The organism is Haliea sp. E1-2-M8, from assembly GCF_030649675.1.
Classification (GTDB): domain Bacteria; phylum Pseudomonadota; class Gammaproteobacteria; order Pseudomonadales; family Halieaceae; genus Haliea.
This window is the reverse complement of record NZ_JAUTDR010000046.1, coordinates 1-14,915: the sequence shown is the minus strand read 5'-3', so window position 1 is coordinate 14,915 and position 14,915 is coordinate 1. Positions and strand designations below refer to the sequence as shown.

At 53.4% G+C, this 14,915-nt stretch carries 14 protein-coding genes; 6 read left to right on the top strand and 8 right to left on the bottom strand.

Translation table 11 applies throughout. From position 1 onward, the window contains the following. Positions 1–76: 76 nt before the first annotated feature. The 5 genes from Q6D67_RS20915 to Q6D67_RS20895 form a co-directional block, all read right to left on the bottom strand. On the bottom strand, positions 77–568 hold the full coding sequence (locus tag Q6D67_RS20915; RefSeq protein ID WP_304707735.1) for a hypothetical protein: 492 nt from the start codon (positions 566–568) through the stop codon (positions 77–79). Next, positions 565–2,034, bottom strand: a complete 1,470-nt coding sequence (locus Q6D67_RS20910) for a YfjI family protein (RefSeq protein ID WP_304707733.1) — start codon at positions 2,032–2,034, stop codon at positions 565–567. The genes Q6D67_RS20915 and Q6D67_RS20910 overlap by 4 nt, the downstream gene beginning before the upstream one ends. Continuing rightward, entirely contained in the window at positions 2,031–2,930 is a 900-nt protein-coding gene (locus tag Q6D67_RS20905) for a toprim domain-containing protein (RefSeq protein WP_304707731.1), read from the bottom strand. Before Q6D67_RS20905 ends, Q6D67_RS20910 begins: the two co-directional genes overlap by 4 nt. A gap of 732 nt (positions 2,931–3,662) precedes the next feature. After that, positions 3,663–4,820 carry a hypothetical protein gene (locus Q6D67_RS20900; protein ID WP_304707729.1) on the bottom strand — a complete coding sequence of 386 codons (1,158 nt, stop codon included), beginning with the start codon at positions 4,818–4,820 and terminating at the stop codon, positions 3,663–3,665. Positions 4,821–4,915: 95 nt separating this feature from the next. Further along, complete coding sequence (locus Q6D67_RS20895; RefSeq protein WP_304707727.1) at positions 4,916–6,253, bottom strand: integrase family protein; 1,338 nt, start codon at positions 6,251–6,253, stop codon at positions 4,916–4,918. Between the two features lie 325 nt (positions 6,254–6,578). Here Q6D67_RS20895 and Q6D67_RS20890 point away from each other — a divergent pair, with 325 nt between their 5' ends. From Q6D67_RS20890 to Q6D67_RS20880, 3 genes are all read left to right on the top strand, one after another. Beyond that, entirely contained in the window at positions 6,579–7,808 is a 1,230-nt protein-coding gene (locus tag Q6D67_RS20890; RefSeq protein WP_304707725.1) for a hypothetical protein, read from the top strand. Positions 7,809–7,873: 65 nt separating this feature from the next. Further along, positions 7,874–8,134 (top strand): hypothetical protein, encoded by a 261-nt coding sequence (locus Q6D67_RS20885; RefSeq protein ID WP_304707723.1) that lies wholly within the window; start codon positions 7,874–7,876, stop codon positions 8,132–8,134. Between the two features lie 122 nt (positions 8,135–8,256). Then, positions 8,257–9,930, top strand: a complete 1,674-nt coding sequence (locus Q6D67_RS20880) for an AIPR family protein (protein WP_304707721.1) — start codon at positions 8,257–8,259, stop codon at positions 9,928–9,930. A gap of 252 nt (positions 9,931–10,182) precedes the next feature. Here the strand turns inward: Q6D67_RS20880 and Q6D67_RS21980 are convergent, their stop codons facing one another. Both Q6D67_RS21980 and Q6D67_RS20875 read right to left on the bottom strand, forming a co-directional pair. Then, positions 10,183–10,557: a tyrosine-type recombinase/integrase gene (locus tag Q6D67_RS21980; protein ID WP_370552012.1), complete on the bottom strand. Its 375-nt coding sequence runs from the start codon at positions 10,555–10,557 to the stop codon at positions 10,183–10,185. Next, complete coding sequence (locus Q6D67_RS20875) at positions 10,463–10,864, bottom strand: site-specific integrase (protein ID WP_304707720.1); 402 nt, start codon at positions 10,862–10,864, stop codon at positions 10,463–10,465. The genes Q6D67_RS21980 and Q6D67_RS20875 overlap by 95 nt, the downstream gene beginning before the upstream one ends. Before the next feature lie 434 nt (positions 10,865–11,298). Here Q6D67_RS20875 and Q6D67_RS20870 point away from each other — a divergent pair, with 434 nt between their 5' ends. From Q6D67_RS20870 to Q6D67_RS21975, 3 genes are all read left to right on the top strand, one after another. Beyond that, positions 11,299–11,634: a hypothetical protein gene (locus tag Q6D67_RS20870; RefSeq protein ID WP_304707718.1), complete on the top strand. Its 336-nt coding sequence runs from the start codon at positions 11,299–11,301 to the stop codon at positions 11,632–11,634. A 40-nt stretch (positions 11,635–11,674) separates the two neighbouring features. Beyond that, positions 11,675–12,214 (top strand): hypothetical protein, encoded by a 540-nt coding sequence (locus Q6D67_RS20865; protein WP_304707717.1) that lies wholly within the window; start codon positions 11,675–11,677, stop codon positions 12,212–12,214. A gap of 245 nt (positions 12,215–12,459) precedes the next feature. Further along, on the top strand, positions 12,460–12,771 hold the full coding sequence (locus tag Q6D67_RS21975) for a DUF6626 family protein (RefSeq protein ID WP_370552011.1): 312 nt from the start codon (positions 12,460–12,462) through the stop codon (positions 12,769–12,771). Between the two features lie 162 nt (positions 12,772–12,933). Here Q6D67_RS21975 and Q6D67_RS20860 read toward each other — a convergent pair whose 3' ends face one another. Then, positions 12,934–14,193 carry a hypothetical protein gene (locus tag Q6D67_RS20860; RefSeq protein WP_304707716.1) on the bottom strand — a complete coding sequence of 420 codons (1,260 nt, stop codon included), beginning with the start codon at positions 14,191–14,193 and terminating at the stop codon, positions 12,934–12,936. Between the last annotated feature and the right edge of the window lie 722 nt (positions 14,194–14,915).

The following is a 14,915-nucleotide window of genomic DNA, read 5'->3' as shown; positions in this document are numbered from 1 at the left end:
GGGCGCGGAGTCGCGGTTTGCCGTAAATTTCCGCCTCTGGTGGGGGTGGTGGTTCATCCGCAGGGCCTGCCACCCTTCAATGATGATGCGTCTCCCGCAGCCAGGTATTAGCGGCAAACCGCCCCCGGTTCTGTTTCCGGTGCTGCGCCGGTTCCGCGTCCATTGCATCCCGCCAGTGGTGAACATACTCGCGCAGGGCCTGGTTGCGTGCGGTGGTGCCCCTCGGCAGGTGCCAAGTCAAAAAAGCCACATCCTCCGGCAGCGCCTCCAGTCCTAGGCTGGCCAGGTACTCCCGGGTAGCAGGTAGCGGTTGCTCGATTTCCTGCATTGCCCCGGGCGGATTGGGCGGATTGGGCGGAAACGCTGTATCTGTGCGGGTTTCACTCTCCGCCCCTGCGGGCGGATTGGGGCGGATTGCAGGGGTTGGGGTGGTCTCTCCGCCCTTTTCCGCCCCGGTGGGCGGATTCCCTGGGCCGCGTGAACGCTGGCTTTCCGCCGCTTCCGCCCTTTCCGCCTCCCCCTTGCCCGGGCTGGAAACTTTCGGCACCAGTAAATCAGCCAGGTTCATGCGATTACCTCCCAGCCGGACGGTTCGCCCCGGGTGTTGCGGTCCGTGACCCGGGCGGCGTTGGTCTCCACCAGCAGGGTCAGGATTGCCCGAATATGCGCCACAGACTTGCGGTGCGGCTTTGGTGTCAGGTTCCGCTGCATATCCTCGATACTGGCCGCGCTGCCGGGCTGCGCCTTCAGCCACTCCAGCACCTCCCGGGCTGCCCGCTGCGCCTGGTTGGTCTCGTTTAACTGTGCGCTGCGCAGGGCGTTTTGCAGGTAGTAGGCTGCCAGGGTCCAGCCCCTTTGCATTTGCTCACCTGTAACCGTCCGTGTGCCCTCCAGGACAGCAAACACACCAGCCAGGCGCAGGGCGTTTTCCGCTGCCTTGCTGGCGGCGGGCTTCACCACTTCCAGCAGGGCGCCGGGGGCTTGCTGGCGCTCTGTCCGGTTGTAGCTTTCAATCCACAGCGCCCGGGCCTCCGGTGACAATGTGAGGTCAGGCAATACCAGCCCGCCACCCTCCGCTGCCTCGGGTACATGCTCCAGCAAGCGGGCCAGGGTGCCATGAAAACGGACAACAGCAGCTTGCCGGTATGCGTCCACCTCCCTGTATTCCCGGGTACCGGCCAGGCTCCGGGCCTCGGCAATCAGGAACCGCGCCAATAGTCCCTGTTCCAATAGCAGCGGGTCAGCCAGTACCGCGTCAGCAATCCGGGGCTGCGCCTGCAAGTGAATGGACAGCCGGCGGTCATACAGGGCCGCGCTTTCCCCCTTCGCTGCCCGGGTGCGGATAATCGGCGCCCCATCCCAATACTTGGAAAGCCCGGCTATCGTTTTCATGGCGTTATCCGGGTTCATTGCATGGCCGCCGAAAAACTGCCCGCCTTCATCGTTAAACAGTGCCTGACTTGGCCAGCCCTGCCGGAATGAACGCTGCAAACCTTCAAGCGTTGGTTCCTGACAGATAACTACCGGCTCCGGGGGCGGCTCCGGGGCGTTCAGGGCCTCCAGTGCTGCGGCCTTGTCGGCAGCGGATACCTTTTTGCCAGCCAGCGCCCCCCGCCGCTCTGTTTCGTATATCTCCGCCGCGTCCCGGTATGCGCGCAGCTCTGCGGTATGCTCTGCCACCTTTCGGCGCTGCCATTCGTCCAGCGGCTTACTGGCCACCCGGTCGCAAGCGGTTTTGCGGTCGCCACTTTCAGCCACGGTTATCAGGAACAGAGACAGCGGATACGTGCGCCCGTCCATTGTGATATTGGCCTTATTTTGGGCAGCGAATCCCGCCACAGCCAGGACAGACTGCGCAGCCAACTCTGGCGGGGCCTGTACAGCTTCCGCTATGGCCGCCGCAGCCTCCCCTAGCAGCGGGCCTAGTGCGTCCAGGGGGTAGGGTGTCCGGCCAACCACATCGGGCAGGGGGGCTGGGCCATATTCGGCAGGGGGCAGCTTGTGGCCTAGGTCGCGGGCAGTTGCAGCACTCATTGCGGCGCCCTCCCGCAGTTCGCTGTATCGTTGTAATCGGAACAGGAACAGTCAGGCTCCCGGCAGGTGGTCGGCCAGGTCAATGCGCCTTGCACCAACCGGGCAGCCTCAGCGGCTTTTGTTATCCCGGGATTCCCTGGGGTCCGGTGGTCATTGTCCGCAGCCACCACCAGCGCCAGACGGGGCCGCGCTTCCCTGACTGCCTGCGCAACCGCTCTCAGGTTCCCGGCATTCATTGCGGCCACTACCGGCTGCCGCAGGGTGCTGGCAATAGTGGCGGCAGTTGCCCAGCCCTCGGCAATGTATAGTTCGCCCACCTCCGGCAGCTCCCGCCCGAACAGTGCGAAAGTGCCGGTAATCCGTCCACCCTTCAGGAACCGCTTACTGCCGTCCGGGTGTATGCGTTGGATATTCACCAGCTCCCCAGCCACGGTGCGCAGCGGCACCAGCAGCACATCCCCGCACTGGCGCAGGCATAGCGCCGGAATCCGCTTTGAAACCAGATAGGGGTGGTCAGCAGTTGCCGGTCTAACATCGCGCCACAGGGCGCAGGCGCGCTCCGCTGCCTTGTGGTGGGCCTCGATACGCTCCCGCTCCCGCTGCGCTCTGGCGGCCTGTACAAGCCCCTCTATACGCGCCCTTTCCGCCGGGTCCAGTTGCCGCCGGGAATCCTGCCGCCAGGTGCATTGATACCCGGTCCGCCAATTCCCAATAGCGCCGGCGGGGTGTCCGTCCAGGTGCAGCACATACCAGCAGGCCAGATTATTGCGCTTGCCTTCCGGGTCGCTGAATCGGTGCAGATTCCCGTCTGGTACAGGGTCAACCACGGCTCCAGTGTTTTGATAAACGGCGTCCGCAAACAGCCGCAGGGGGTCGCTTTGTGTGCAGTAGGTCATAGCGCCAGCCCCCGGTCAGTATCGGCAAACCAGGCGTAAACCTTCCGGCGGTCGCTGGCGCTAAAGTGATAAACGCCAGGGCGGCACGGGTTGCCGTCACGGTCCCGGAAACTGATTCGCTCGCATGGAACGTCTAGCCCTCGGCGGCGCAACTCTGCCACCAGCGCCGGGGCATTTGCGCAGCCGGCGCGCTGGTCTAGTGCCTCTCGGGCTATAGGTCCGCGTAGTAGTAAGGTTATGGCGCGCAAGTGACGGGGGTTATCGGTACCGGCGAACCGGGCGGGGGTGGTATAATTCGGGCGGCCTGCCACGGCGCCCGGCTTCGCTTCCTTAGGGGGCCGGGTATTCATTACGCCACCCCCATCAAGCTTCTAATTTCAGCCACAGACCACGCCAGCCGGCCATTTACCCGGCGGGGGCGTAGCGGTCCATTTTCCTTGCAAGCCCAGCTCCGCAAGGTCTGCGGTTGGCGGTTCAAATAATAGGCGGCAGCTTCGGTTTCAACTGCGGGGCGGGTGACTAGCTCCAGCGGCGGAAAATCCGGCGGGGCCAGCGGGTGACGGGTTTCGGGGTTCATCTCGTTCCATCCGTGCCATTCGGCGTTGATTAGGATGGTTCCCAATTATCCACACATTTCTACACCTGTCGTGTGGTCACAACTTAGCGAGACCAATCAAGACGTAGCGCAACCTAAAGAAACTTGTTGGGTGAATTGCGCTCGCAAACCCGGGGCTAACTGCTTTTTTTCTTCGCCCTGTGCAGCCGGCTTTTCAGATTATTAAAAGTAAAAAAGCGGGGGGTATCATTGGTATCTAACCACTTCAGCCCCTCATCTCCGGCGTGCCCGATAAAGGGACGCTTTGCCGGGTGGCTTGTTGCCCACCCTTCCAACACTAGCCATATTTGAGCGGCACTGTAGGGGTCGCTGCATTGCGTGCCAGCTTCATCAATCACAACTGAAAGTAGGTCTGCCCGAGTGCCGCCCCTTTGTTTTTCCTCTTGCGGCGGCTCAGGGGTCGCGCTTGCCTCCGGTCGGAGTCCGCCCGCACTACCGGCTGCCCTGGGGTGGTCCGGCTCGCTGTAGCCCTCTAGCCACATATTCACCACTCCGCGCAGCTCTCCACGCGCCTTTGCGTTGCCTTGCCCAATAGACTTGCGCAGTATGTATTCAATGCGTGATGACGCCAGGAATGGGCGTACAAGTGCGCTCCCCTGGGCTTGTTTATCGCCGTTTAGGTATCTTTCGAATTCTTCATAGGCGCCACGAGAGCGCGCCAGCACCTCCGCCGCCACGTTCAATACTTCAGCCTTAAAACCAGCATCCACAGTGGATTGGCTCGCATGGTCATGCCGGGCTTTCAGCTTCACCATTTCCGCCTGGTATATCTCCGTCTCCCGGGCGGTCTGAATTTCCGCCTGTTCCGCCTCCATGCGTTTCCGATGCTCTGCCGCCTCCACCTCAGCTAGCGCCCGGTCAATCGCCTCAGGCATTGCCAGCCTATCCGCTTCATTCAATACTTCCATAACCTTTTGACCTTCCCACCCCTCGGGCGGAAAAACGCTATCCATGACCTTTTGGCCTTTCAGGGAAAGCGGCTCGATTCGGGCGCCAGGATATTGCGCAGCCCACTGGTCAACCATCGCCACTATTTCACGGTCTACGGCGTCAAAATTCCCCGTTGCAAGTGCCGCTGCCGTCCGAACGCCTAGGTTTTTGGGCCGGGTCATTCGTAGCATATTGGCCGCGCAGTAGCCCGGTGCTCCGGGTGGCGCTTCAGGGTCCGGCTGATTCGCTAAGTTGTAGTCTCGCGTGAAGTCCGCAAGCGCATTGGGCATTCCTTCAAGCCTGCGGCGGGCAATCTCCATAACCCGTGAATCAATAATGTCCATTTGCACTCCCTCAGTGCTGCCCTGAATAAGTAGCCCCGGCAGGCGGGTCAGGGAAACCCGCTTTTCAGTTCGCGGGCCTAGCCGGGGCAAAACTATTAGCTTGCGTCTACCACCCGCAGCCCTCCCTGGGCTTGTTTCGGGTCAAAGCTCACTCCGGCTTGCTCCAGCATCCATGATTCAATGCGTTCATGGTGTACCCGCAGCAGGTCCAGCGGTCGCACGGTGTAATGTTTCTCAGCGGTCGCGCTGGGCTTGTGCCCCATAATTTGCGCCACCACCCCAACAGGCACCTCTAGCCACTCGGTCAGGCTTTTAAATGAACGGCGCAGCCCGTGAAGGGTAACGTGAAGCCCGGCGACCTTGCAGGCTTTGCGGTGGGCAATGCTCGGTTCCTCCAATCGTCCCGACTCGCTCCCGGTGCTACTAAAAACCCATTTATTCCGGCGGGGCAGGCTTTGCAACAGGTGGGCCACATAAGGGGTCAGCGGAACCGCCCGGGAATCCTCCACCTTGTCCCCCATTGTCAGCCCCTGCCAGCGGAAATTAACATCGTCCCACTTCAGCCCGGCCAGTTCCTCCCGGCGGGCGCCCGTCAGCAGTAGGCATTGCAGATAGGCGGAAATAACCGGATTGGGGATTGCGCGTACATGGTCGAACCACGCGGCCAACTGTTCACGCTGTAGGTAGTCGGCTTTTACCTTTTGCTTCCCCGCAGTCTCTTGCAGCTTGCGCCCACTGGCGGCGGTGGGGTCGGCTATGCCGTGCAAGTCTGGCTCCCGGTCAGCCCAGCGCAGAAACGCTTTCAGCAGGCGCAGGGCCAGCCGGGTGCGGGTAGGGCGGCGCTTCGCTTCCTTTGCGGTCCACGCCTCAATGGTGGCCGCGTCCAAGTCAGCCAGGCGCAGCCCCATAAGCGGCAGCATCATTCCGGGGGTGGTTTTTGTCTTAGGGCGGTTTTTGATTTCCTTTCCGCCCTCTTGCACCATTTTCAGGTGGTCAGAATAGGTGCTGTCTCTCCAGTGCGGGCGGCGCTCCAGTATGTAACGGTCCCACGCTTCCCGGGTGGTGATACTTTTGGCCGCTTCCTCCGCCACTTTTGCGGCCTTGCCGGCTAACCGCTCGCGCTCCAGTTCGCGGGGGTCATTACCGGCGTCCACTACTACCCGTAGCCGGTTGGCTTCCGTGCGCGCTTCCTCAATGCTCCAGGCTCGCACATCACCTATCGTCTGGCGAATGGTCCGCCGGTTTAGCTTCGCCTCAAACACATACGATTTCATGCCGGACGGTGTAACACGGACCCGCAGCGCCGGGGCTTTGGTGTCGCGCAGGAATGCTTGCGGCTTGTCAGTTGGGCAGGTCAGCCGCTCAATGGCTCCGGCGGTCAGGTCGATAGGCTGGCTCAGGTCTAGCGGGGCGTTCTTGCGGGGTCTCGCCATTGGTATCACCCTCCGGGTGCGGGGGCCATGTAGCCCCCATGTAGCCACCATGTAGCCAAAAATGCCCTATTTGGATGAATTTTAATCAACACTCAGGGCGGGCGGTTCAGCCAGAAAATGCGCTAAGCCTATGTTTTTGAATAATAATACCAACAGCAATCAACAACAATATACACCTTAGACTCAGAATTGAAAATCCCCGTGTCGGCAGTTCGATTCTGTCTCCGGGCACCATAACTCACTGAATTATAAAGATTTTTTCCCCTCAGCACTCCACTCAGTCCTGTAGCATAGCTATAGCATAGTCTGATGTTATACTGCGGGAATGGCACTCAAAAAAGACGAGTACACAGTCCTCCCAAACAAAGCCAGGCTCTACAAGCAATCTGGCAGCACGCGCTTCTATGTCGCCATCAAGCTGGATAACGGAAAATGGGAGCGCAAGGCGACGGGAACGGACGATTTAGAGGAAGCACGCGAGCGTGCGACAGGGCTGTACTGGGAAGCAAAAGCGCTTGCCGCACACAATTTGCCTCAAGCATCTCGAACATTCGGCAGCGTTGCAAAGTCCGTTGTAGATGAGCTAGAAGCGAAACGAGATACACCTCAGTGGAAGCAGACGTATCAGCACTACATCGGAGCTATACATCGCTATCAGATTCCCTACTTTGGCAGGTACAAGCTGGACAACGTCGGAGACCATTATCTGGGCTACAACGACTTCGTCGCCGAACAGATAGGCAGAACGCCAAGCGCCAGCACTATGAACACCCACAACGCTGCGCTGAAGCTCATTTTCGACAAAGCCATACGACTTGGCTATATGACCACGCTGAACAGCCCCAAGCTGATCCACGCCGGCACTCAATCGCAGCGACGCGCTACATTCGAGCTTTCCGAATTTAAATCGCTGATAAACGCACTCAAACTCTGGTGCAATACGCCCACGCACCGTCAGTACGACACCGAAATACGCAAGTTACTTTACGAATACGTACTCTTCCTTTCCAATACGGGTATTAGGCACGGAGAGGAAGCCATGAGAATCAGATGGCATAACGTGTCGATAAAGGAATCGCTATCCGGAGAAAAACTTGTCGTACTAAGCGTCTTAAAAAAGAAAGGACGCAAAGGTACTGCGCAATATCGAGACGTCGTCGTGCGAGAGAGATACGGCAATGCGATGGCAGTGATCACAAGAATAAAAGACTCCCAAAACGCGCTCAAAGCTATACCAATCGAAGACTTGATAAGGGGGCGCTACGATCTTCCTTTATTCGCAATAAGCGATGGCACTCAACCGAAACGAATGGACGGCACGTTCAAGAAGTTCTTAACGGACATGAACATGCTAGTTGGATCAGAAGGCACGCATCGCACGCGGTATAGCTGGCGACACTACTACGCCACCACTGAACTTACGCGAAAGGACCCAATAAGTATTGCGCTGCTCGCGAAGCAAATGGGCACGAGCATAAAGATGATTGAGCAGCACTACGGACACCTTGATGTAGTCAAGCATGGTGACGCACTTCGGGGCAGAACGGACTGGTAGAAAAAGAGTGACAGTGCGAACGACGGTGTTATCTTCGATGTAAATAACGCTACTGGAGAACGAGAATGTCGCAAGTCACCGCAGTACCGAAGAGCGCTGAAGTGAACAACCAGCGGAAAACACGTAAGCTGAGCAATGATGCTATCAAAAAGCTGGAGCTAGAATACTTCAAGAAGCGCAGAGAGCTAGAACGCGAGCAACGAATAAAGGCGCGTGCTGGTAAGGCTGAGAAGCTCGCGGAAGCAAAGAAGATCATTACCCAGCTACGCAAAGACTACGGGATGGCGGATGCGCAAATCGTCAAACGATTAGGTGTAAAGATCTAGCGTTGATATTACTTGCAGTCTCAGGTGGCTAGGACCACTTTTCCCTAGCTTTGGTAGTTCAGCCTGTTCCGTAAGTGTAAGCTCTAGGAAATCCACAGATTCGAAATCAGTACGGTGAGAAAATGGCGCAAAAAACTAACGATCAGATTATCCTTGAGCAGATAATCTACGAAAAATGCGCTGAATCAGATGATGAACTATCAGTGTCTGAGTATTTTGAAATATATTCGGCTTCACAGATACTCAAAAATTATGATCTGACGTATGACGATATTACCTATGGAATCGTTGGTGATGGTGGCGACGGTGGAATAGATTCAATCTATACTTTTATTAATGGTGAGGCGTTAAAAGAAGACACAGAGATAAATACAAATCAAAAAAAGAACCAAATTGAGTTAGTTATAATTCAGTCAAAGATATCCGGATCATTTAAGGAAGATGCTGTCACAAAATTTAGAGAGTCAGCTCAGGATTTATTTAACCTTGCCAATAACCCACAAGATTATTCTACTAGATATAATGCTGAGCTGATAGATAAAGTAAAGCTCTTTAGAGGTGCTTATCATAAGCTTGCAAAAACGTTTCCTAAAATAGAAATACGGTATTTTTATGCCACGCAAGGTGATCAAGTTCACCCCAATGTGGAAGGGAAGATTCCAAAGCTTCGAGAAGATATCGCAAGAATGTTCAGTGGCGCGGAGTTTTCATTTGAATTTATAGGCGCTTCGAAACTTCTCGAAATGACAAGGAATGTACCATCTACATCCAGGGTGCTAGAAGTCGCAGAGTCACCGATTGGCACAACCGCTGGTAGCTATCTATGCTTAGTCAGCCTATCGAAGTACTATGAATTCATTTCTGATAGTGGCTCATTGGCTCGCAGTATATTTGAATCAAATGTTCGTGACTATCAAGGAAGTGTGGTAGTTAACACAGGAATTCGAAGAACTCTTGAAAATAAAGAATCGGAGAACTTCTGGTACCTAAATAATGGGGTAACCATTATTACTCCTAAAGCAGTGATGGCAGGTAAACAGCTTACTATTGAGGATCCTCAGATCGTCAATGGACTCCAGACCTCCCATGAGATATATCAATATTTTTCACAACTTGAAGATTATGAGGAAGATGAAAGAGCCGTACTTGTAAGGGTCATTTGCGAAGAGGATGAAGAGGCCAGAGATAGGATTATTCGCGCCACAAACAGTCAGACTTCTATACCGCCAGCATCGCTAAGAAGCTCGGATGATATTCATAGAAATATCGAAGATTTTCTTAAATCAAACGGATTCTATTATGACCGAAAGAAAAATTTCTATAAAAACGTGGGTATGCCAGTATCAAAAATTATAAGTATTTCGTACTTAGCACAAGCGATGATGGCAATTATTCTGCTCAAGCCTGACACTGCTAGGGCGAGGCCATCAACACTAGTTAATTCCGACTTAGAATATCAGAGAATATTTAGTTTAGACAAACCAATAGACATTTATCTCAAAGTTGTCCAAATTATGAAGTCTGTCGAAGCATTTCTTAAGCCAGAAAATTGCGAGATACAGCTGGAAAGAAAAACAATTACCAACATTAAGTATTATGTTGCAATGATTGCCAGCATTAAATTAGCCGGCGGGTCGCATGGAGTAGAGAAAAGGCTAGCTGAATTGCCAAACGTTGAGATTTCCGGAGAGATACTGAAGGAGGCTTTGCAACAAGCATTGGAGGAGTTTAACGATCTAGGCGCCACTGACCAAGTAGCGAAAGGATCTGTACTTGTAGCTAGGCTGCTGAAATAAAGGGCGTATGTTGTTACGACTGTTTTGCGCCGCGCTCTATGCAGGGAAATCCTGCGGTTAATGTCAGATCCTGGCCGCTATCTGTCGGTTTTGAGTTAACACTACCCTCTCATGGCATCCGCTGTCTGGTGGAATCGAACCTCTGGACTACAGTTCATCATACGATGTTTGTCAGGTCAGCTGTGGCTTATGGCAATTGGGGTTACAAACATCAGCCCCGTAAACGTGCGCCCCGCATGCGGCGCGGCAGCGTTACAGCATCTCCACAGCATTGCGCAGCAAATGCGGTGACACTTCAATGTAGCGCTGAGTGGTTGCCAAGCTGCTATGACGTGCTATCTGCTGTATGACGCGAGCATGTACGCCACGCTCAGCTAATTTCGTAAGCATTGTGCGGCGTCCACTATGACTGCTCGCGCCATCTAACCCAACCTGCCCGTACAGCTGACGGAATAGCTGCTGTATTGTTTGGCTGCTAAATGCCCCGCCCTTCTGGCTCGCAAGCAATGGTGCATCAGCTGGGGCACTGCGCCTATGCTCGCGCACATACTCCGTGATTTCCTTGCGCAGCTTCTCGCTGACAACAGCCTGCTGGCGCTGCGAACCCTTCGTCTGCCAGCCCTCCAGCAGTATCGTCTGCTTTGNTATGCTCGCGCACATACTCCGTGATTTCCTTGCGCAGCTTCTCGCTGACAACAGCCTGCTGGCGCTGCGAACCCTTCGTCTGCCAGCCCTCCAGCAGTATCGTCTGCTTTGCCTCGCCGTCACTGCCCATGACATCACGAATGCGTAGACTAGCAATCTCGCAAGCTCGCAGCCCAGCGCAGTAGCTAAGCATCACCATCAGCCTGTTCCTGTGCTGGTAACGTGACAGCTTGGTGCTGTTGAGAACAGCTCTCAACTCCTTCTCGTTCAAAACACGCGCTTGCTTCATCTCTGCTTTCCTCAGTAATTTCTGCTCCAATGATGACGTTCGTGACGAGAAGCAGCTCTTTGAGCTGTTCCTCGCTGAGTCGCCACTTATCGAGCATGTATTCACCTAAATATCTGTTTTCGTTAGCTTTTATTATATTTCCGTATATTTCAAAGGACGAGTGGTTTTTGCCAAAACCTGTAAGTCTCCGTAATCATTGGCGTTTCTGCTGAAATGTATGGAACTACTGATTTCCGCATATTTCAGCCCAGCACCTCGCGCCCCCCACACCCCAAATATCGCAACTCTCAGTAGCTGGCTGGCGCTCTGTACACGCTTGTCGCGCATTCTCAGCTGTCACAGCTGCTGCTACGTATCAGCACAGCTATAGCGCTGCGAAACCCAATCTGCGCTATCAGATAAATAACTATGCTTACTTGAGTAAGGAGACGCGTATGAGAAAGAAGCAAAGCAAATTTATTGACAGGGTTACGCAGCCCAGCTGCCGCCTGAAGAAAGACGCAGCTGAGATTGAATGGGACGAAACGCACGGCAGCGGTGATGGGGATGCGATGAGCAACTTTAGACAGCAGCTGCGACAGGGATTACAGCAAGCAGCAGATGAGTGTTTAAACAACAGTTTGTCCCGTGATGAGACAGACAGAGAACATAGGCAGCAGCTGGAACTGATGGATATTGAACTGCGCAAAATACTTAAACACTCCCCCAGCGCAAATGCGGCATATACAAAGGACCAAATAGAGTTCCGACGGCGCCAGCGGAAACGCTAAAAAGTGTTTGCCACGGAAAGCTAAACAGATAAATAAGTGCATGACACGAGACAATGTACAAACTCTAGCAAACATCATGCGCGTAAAGGATATAGAGCGCGCTTGGACGTTTTTGTCTGAAGGCGACGACATTAGCGCAGAAAAGAAGTACACGCTTTTTATTACAGCACATTTTGGTGGCAGGCAGCAGCAAGTAGCAGAGCTGCACGCTGCGCATTTTAGAAATAAGCTGGACAGGCGTGTAATGGGAAGGGGCAAGCGCTTATACAAGGCACTGTTCATTGAGGAGGGCAAAGGGCGCAGCTACAACGAACGACACGCGCACTATCTTTTTGAAAAACCCGCTCACATGACGTGCGCAGAGTTCACGGCAGTCTTCACTGAACTGTGGCAGGAAGTTTGCGGCAGCGACAACGTGCAGGTCAAGTCAGTAAGAAAAAAAGTCGGCGGGCTTGGCGGGCTGCTTGCATATTTGACTAAAGACCGTGACTGGCAAGACATACTGGGCAATGCGAGCTTCATAGCAGACTTCAGCGACAACGCCAGGCTTCAAAAACAGCGCCAGCAGCGCATCGTATAATCGCAGGAAACCTGACGGACTGACATACGCAACGCGAATCAGTCAAAGACGTCAGAACACGCACTGCTTAATGAATTTACTGACTTAACTGTCAGTAGAGTTGAGCACTTAAAAATTACCGTAATCATTACCTACAGCAAAACACCACAACAATCATTAAATATACAAGCAGACATTCAGTAGCTCAATAGCATACTGGATGAATCTACAAAACAGAATAATTACTGAACTAAAAAGGAGACAAGATGATAACAGACGATATATTCACAACACTGAAAGCTGTAGATAGGAATTTAACTGAAAACGAATTTACTACCAAGTACTTAAGGACGTCACGTAGTTATCTGTGTAATCGAAGAAATAGGAAGCGAGATGTGAGCAATGATGTATTGCTCAATCTTTACTCAGAGCTGAATGGTGCTGGTACGATTTGGCAGCATGCCGCATCTAATGAGCTGGACGAGCGGAGGCGTACTAGATGGCAGCAAATGGCAGATGTACACCTGAGCTTGGCAAATGAAGTCGTTACGAAGTTGCTGGAGAGGGCGAACAACTAAAGATCTGCTTTAATTCGAACCCTTACAACTGGCACAAAAGATATGGCTTATGGATTACAGTTTTAACGTCTTACAGCAGCTCTCAATATCAAAAGACTTCAATAGTAAAAGGCAGCATTACTGCTGCCTTATACTTGCTGCCACGCCCCCACCTTCGAGCCATTACATAGTCTTCGTCGTCCGCGTTTTGCCCTCGCAATGGGAATCCAACATAGCGTCTAATAGCTCATTTAGATTCCCCTTCAACCCCACCTGCGATGCCTTGGAGCGCATCTTTTCCAAACGCTCAAGCTCAGCTTGACTAAAGTCAACCCCGTTGACGTAGTACTTTTTCTTGTCGCCTTTCAACACATTTTTCTTGTGCTTGTCCAGCTCAGCCTTCACAGCTTCCTTGAGTTCCGTTCGCAAACGATGGTGCTCGTGCAGAAGCAAACCGTCAACGGCATCTGCATGTTTCTCGCTCGTTAGCACGCTACGCACAAGCTTCTTGCCATCCGTATTGCTTACAAGTAGTACTGCGATCTCGCCGTCAGCAATGTCAACGTCCTTGCTGATTTGCTCTGATACTTCGTAATGCAGAAGGTTCACGCTGATTTCAAGTCCCGTTGCTAAATCAACGGTATCATCGGTGAACGTACCTTCGACGATTGCTTGCTTAACGAGTTTCGCGTGCATTTCATTCTCGTTTTCGCAGCCCGCCTCAAGCAGTAGCCCCTTTATCTCTTGCTCTCGCGCCAGCTGCTCGCGCGACTTCCTGCTAAACACGCTGACGCCACCATTACTCTTTACAACCTCAGCAAACTTTTCAGGCAAAATGCGCCCGTCTGAGTCAGTGACGCCCTCAACAATTTCGCCAGGCGTCCATGCGTTGCGCACCGCGCCAGCATAGGTAGACATACGCTTCTGAAGTGCACGTTTCCCAGCATCGTCAGCAGCCTCCTCATGCTTTAGCCACGCAATGCGTACCAGCTGATTTTCCATGCTGCCCGTCTTGCGCGCCACTTTTTCCCCCAACACTCGCTTGATTGAGTCCTTCGTAATGTCACGCGTAGCCCGCATTTGCTTCTGGGTGTCGTAGTAAAACGCATAAACGTTCTGCAACACCTTTAAGAGCGCCAGCTGATAGTTACTAAAAGCGAGCTCGCTGATAGCTACACCCTCGCGCCAAAGCTCAAATGTCTGCGTATCATTTTCACTCTCGTTCAGTCGCTGCTGCCACGTCGCAAAGTCAAAGTTGTCGTCCAATTTTTCGTTGGGGCGCTGCTTGGGCGGAGCCATCCCCATCCTCAGCTTAGCTCTACCTTTTTTTGGAATTTCAACAGCATAAGAGTTTTTAGAATGTTTCATAGATTGATTCTCCTTTGTTTGTGGGTTAGTTTCATTTTTCGCTACTTTAGTTTTCACTACTTGAGTCTTAGTCATATATTTCTCCGTTTTTTTAGTCAAAGTTATCCGCAAGCCACACACTCGCAAGCGTGCGGAAGTTTAGGTTTAGTGCGAGTGATTCAGGTTGTCGCTTTGAAGCGACAGATTAAGGTTTGCTGTCTTCCAGCACTGCCAAGTAGGCGGCGTACACTGTCTTCGTCGTCCACTGAATGTGTTTGTTGCAGTCGCAGCAGTACACCTCGTATTTGTGAGGAGCCCGTTGAACTGGACGTACAATACAGTTGTGCATTTCGTGTTTTGTTTTTTTCAGCATCGTCCCCCCCTTTTATACAGATGACGACAGAGGAGCACGGTATTCGAATGCCGCATGTACTCGTACGAGAACGTCTGCAGGAGCAAGATGCCGTACATACCGCGCAACGAGCCACTCGCTCATAAGCTGAAGTTCGTTGTGCGAACGTAACCAATGAAAGCGCTTTCTGCAGGCTCCGCGCGTGACGATACGAACGAGCGCCCGCGTCCAGCTGCCAGAGCGGTGATACAAGCAGCTGATACGATAACTGACACCCTCGCAGTGCTGCTTGCTGATGCGATACATACGCTCACTGAGGAGCATGAGCTGGTCCGCACATTTGAGCTCAGCGATGATTGCATCCAGGCAAGCAGGTTCTTTATTGACGTATTTTCGTAAGCGCTCAGCAAACCACGGGGTGGTTGCCGGTCAATGCGGAGCCGTCAGAGACGGTCGTCATACCCAT

Bases quoted from the DNA above. Each gene is read 5' to 3' on its own strand.
- Q6D67_RS21975 (WP_370552011.1), top strand. From the start codon at position 12,460: ATGATAACAGACGATATATTCACAACACTGAAAGCTGTAGATAGGAAT.
- Q6D67_RS20910 (WP_304707733.1), bottom strand. From the start codon at position 2,034: ATGAGTGCTGCAACTGCCCGCGACCTAGGCCACAAGCTGCCCCCTGCC.
- Q6D67_RS20880 (WP_304707721.1), top strand. From the start codon at position 8,257: ATGGCGCAAAAAACTAACGATCAGATTATCCTTGAGCAGATAATCTAC.
- Q6D67_RS20860 (WP_304707716.1), bottom strand. From the start codon at position 14,193: ATGACTAAGACTCAAGTAGTGAAAACTAAAGTAGCGAAAAATGAAACT.
- Q6D67_RS20915 (WP_304707735.1), bottom strand. From the start codon at position 568: ATGAACCTGGCTGATTTACTGGTGCCGAAAGTTTCCAGCCCGGGCAAG.
- Q6D67_RS20895 (WP_304707727.1), bottom strand. From the start codon at position 6,253: ATGGCGAGACCCCGCAAGAACGCCCCGCTAGACCTGAGCCAGCCTATC.
- Q6D67_RS20885 (WP_304707723.1), top strand. From the start codon at position 7,874: ATGTCGCAAGTCACCGCAGTACCGAAGAGCGCTGAAGTGAACAACCAG.
- Q6D67_RS20905 (WP_304707731.1), bottom strand. From the start codon at position 2,930: ATGACCTACTGCACACAAAGCGACCCCCTGCGGCTGTTTGCGGACGCC.
- Q6D67_RS20890 (WP_304707725.1), top strand. From the start codon at position 6,579: ATGGCACTCAAAAAAGACGAGTACACAGTCCTCCCAAACAAAGCCAGG.
- Q6D67_RS20900 (WP_304707729.1), bottom strand. From the start codon at position 4,820: ATGGACATTATTGATTCACGGGTTATGGAGATTGCCCGCCGCAGGCTT.
- Q6D67_RS20870 (WP_304707718.1), top strand. From the start codon at position 11,299: ATGAGAAAGAAGCAAAGCAAATTTATTGACAGGGTTACGCAGCCCAGC.
- Q6D67_RS20865 (WP_304707717.1), top strand. From the start codon at position 11,675: ATGACACGAGACAATGTACAAACTCTAGCAAACATCATGCGCGTAAAG.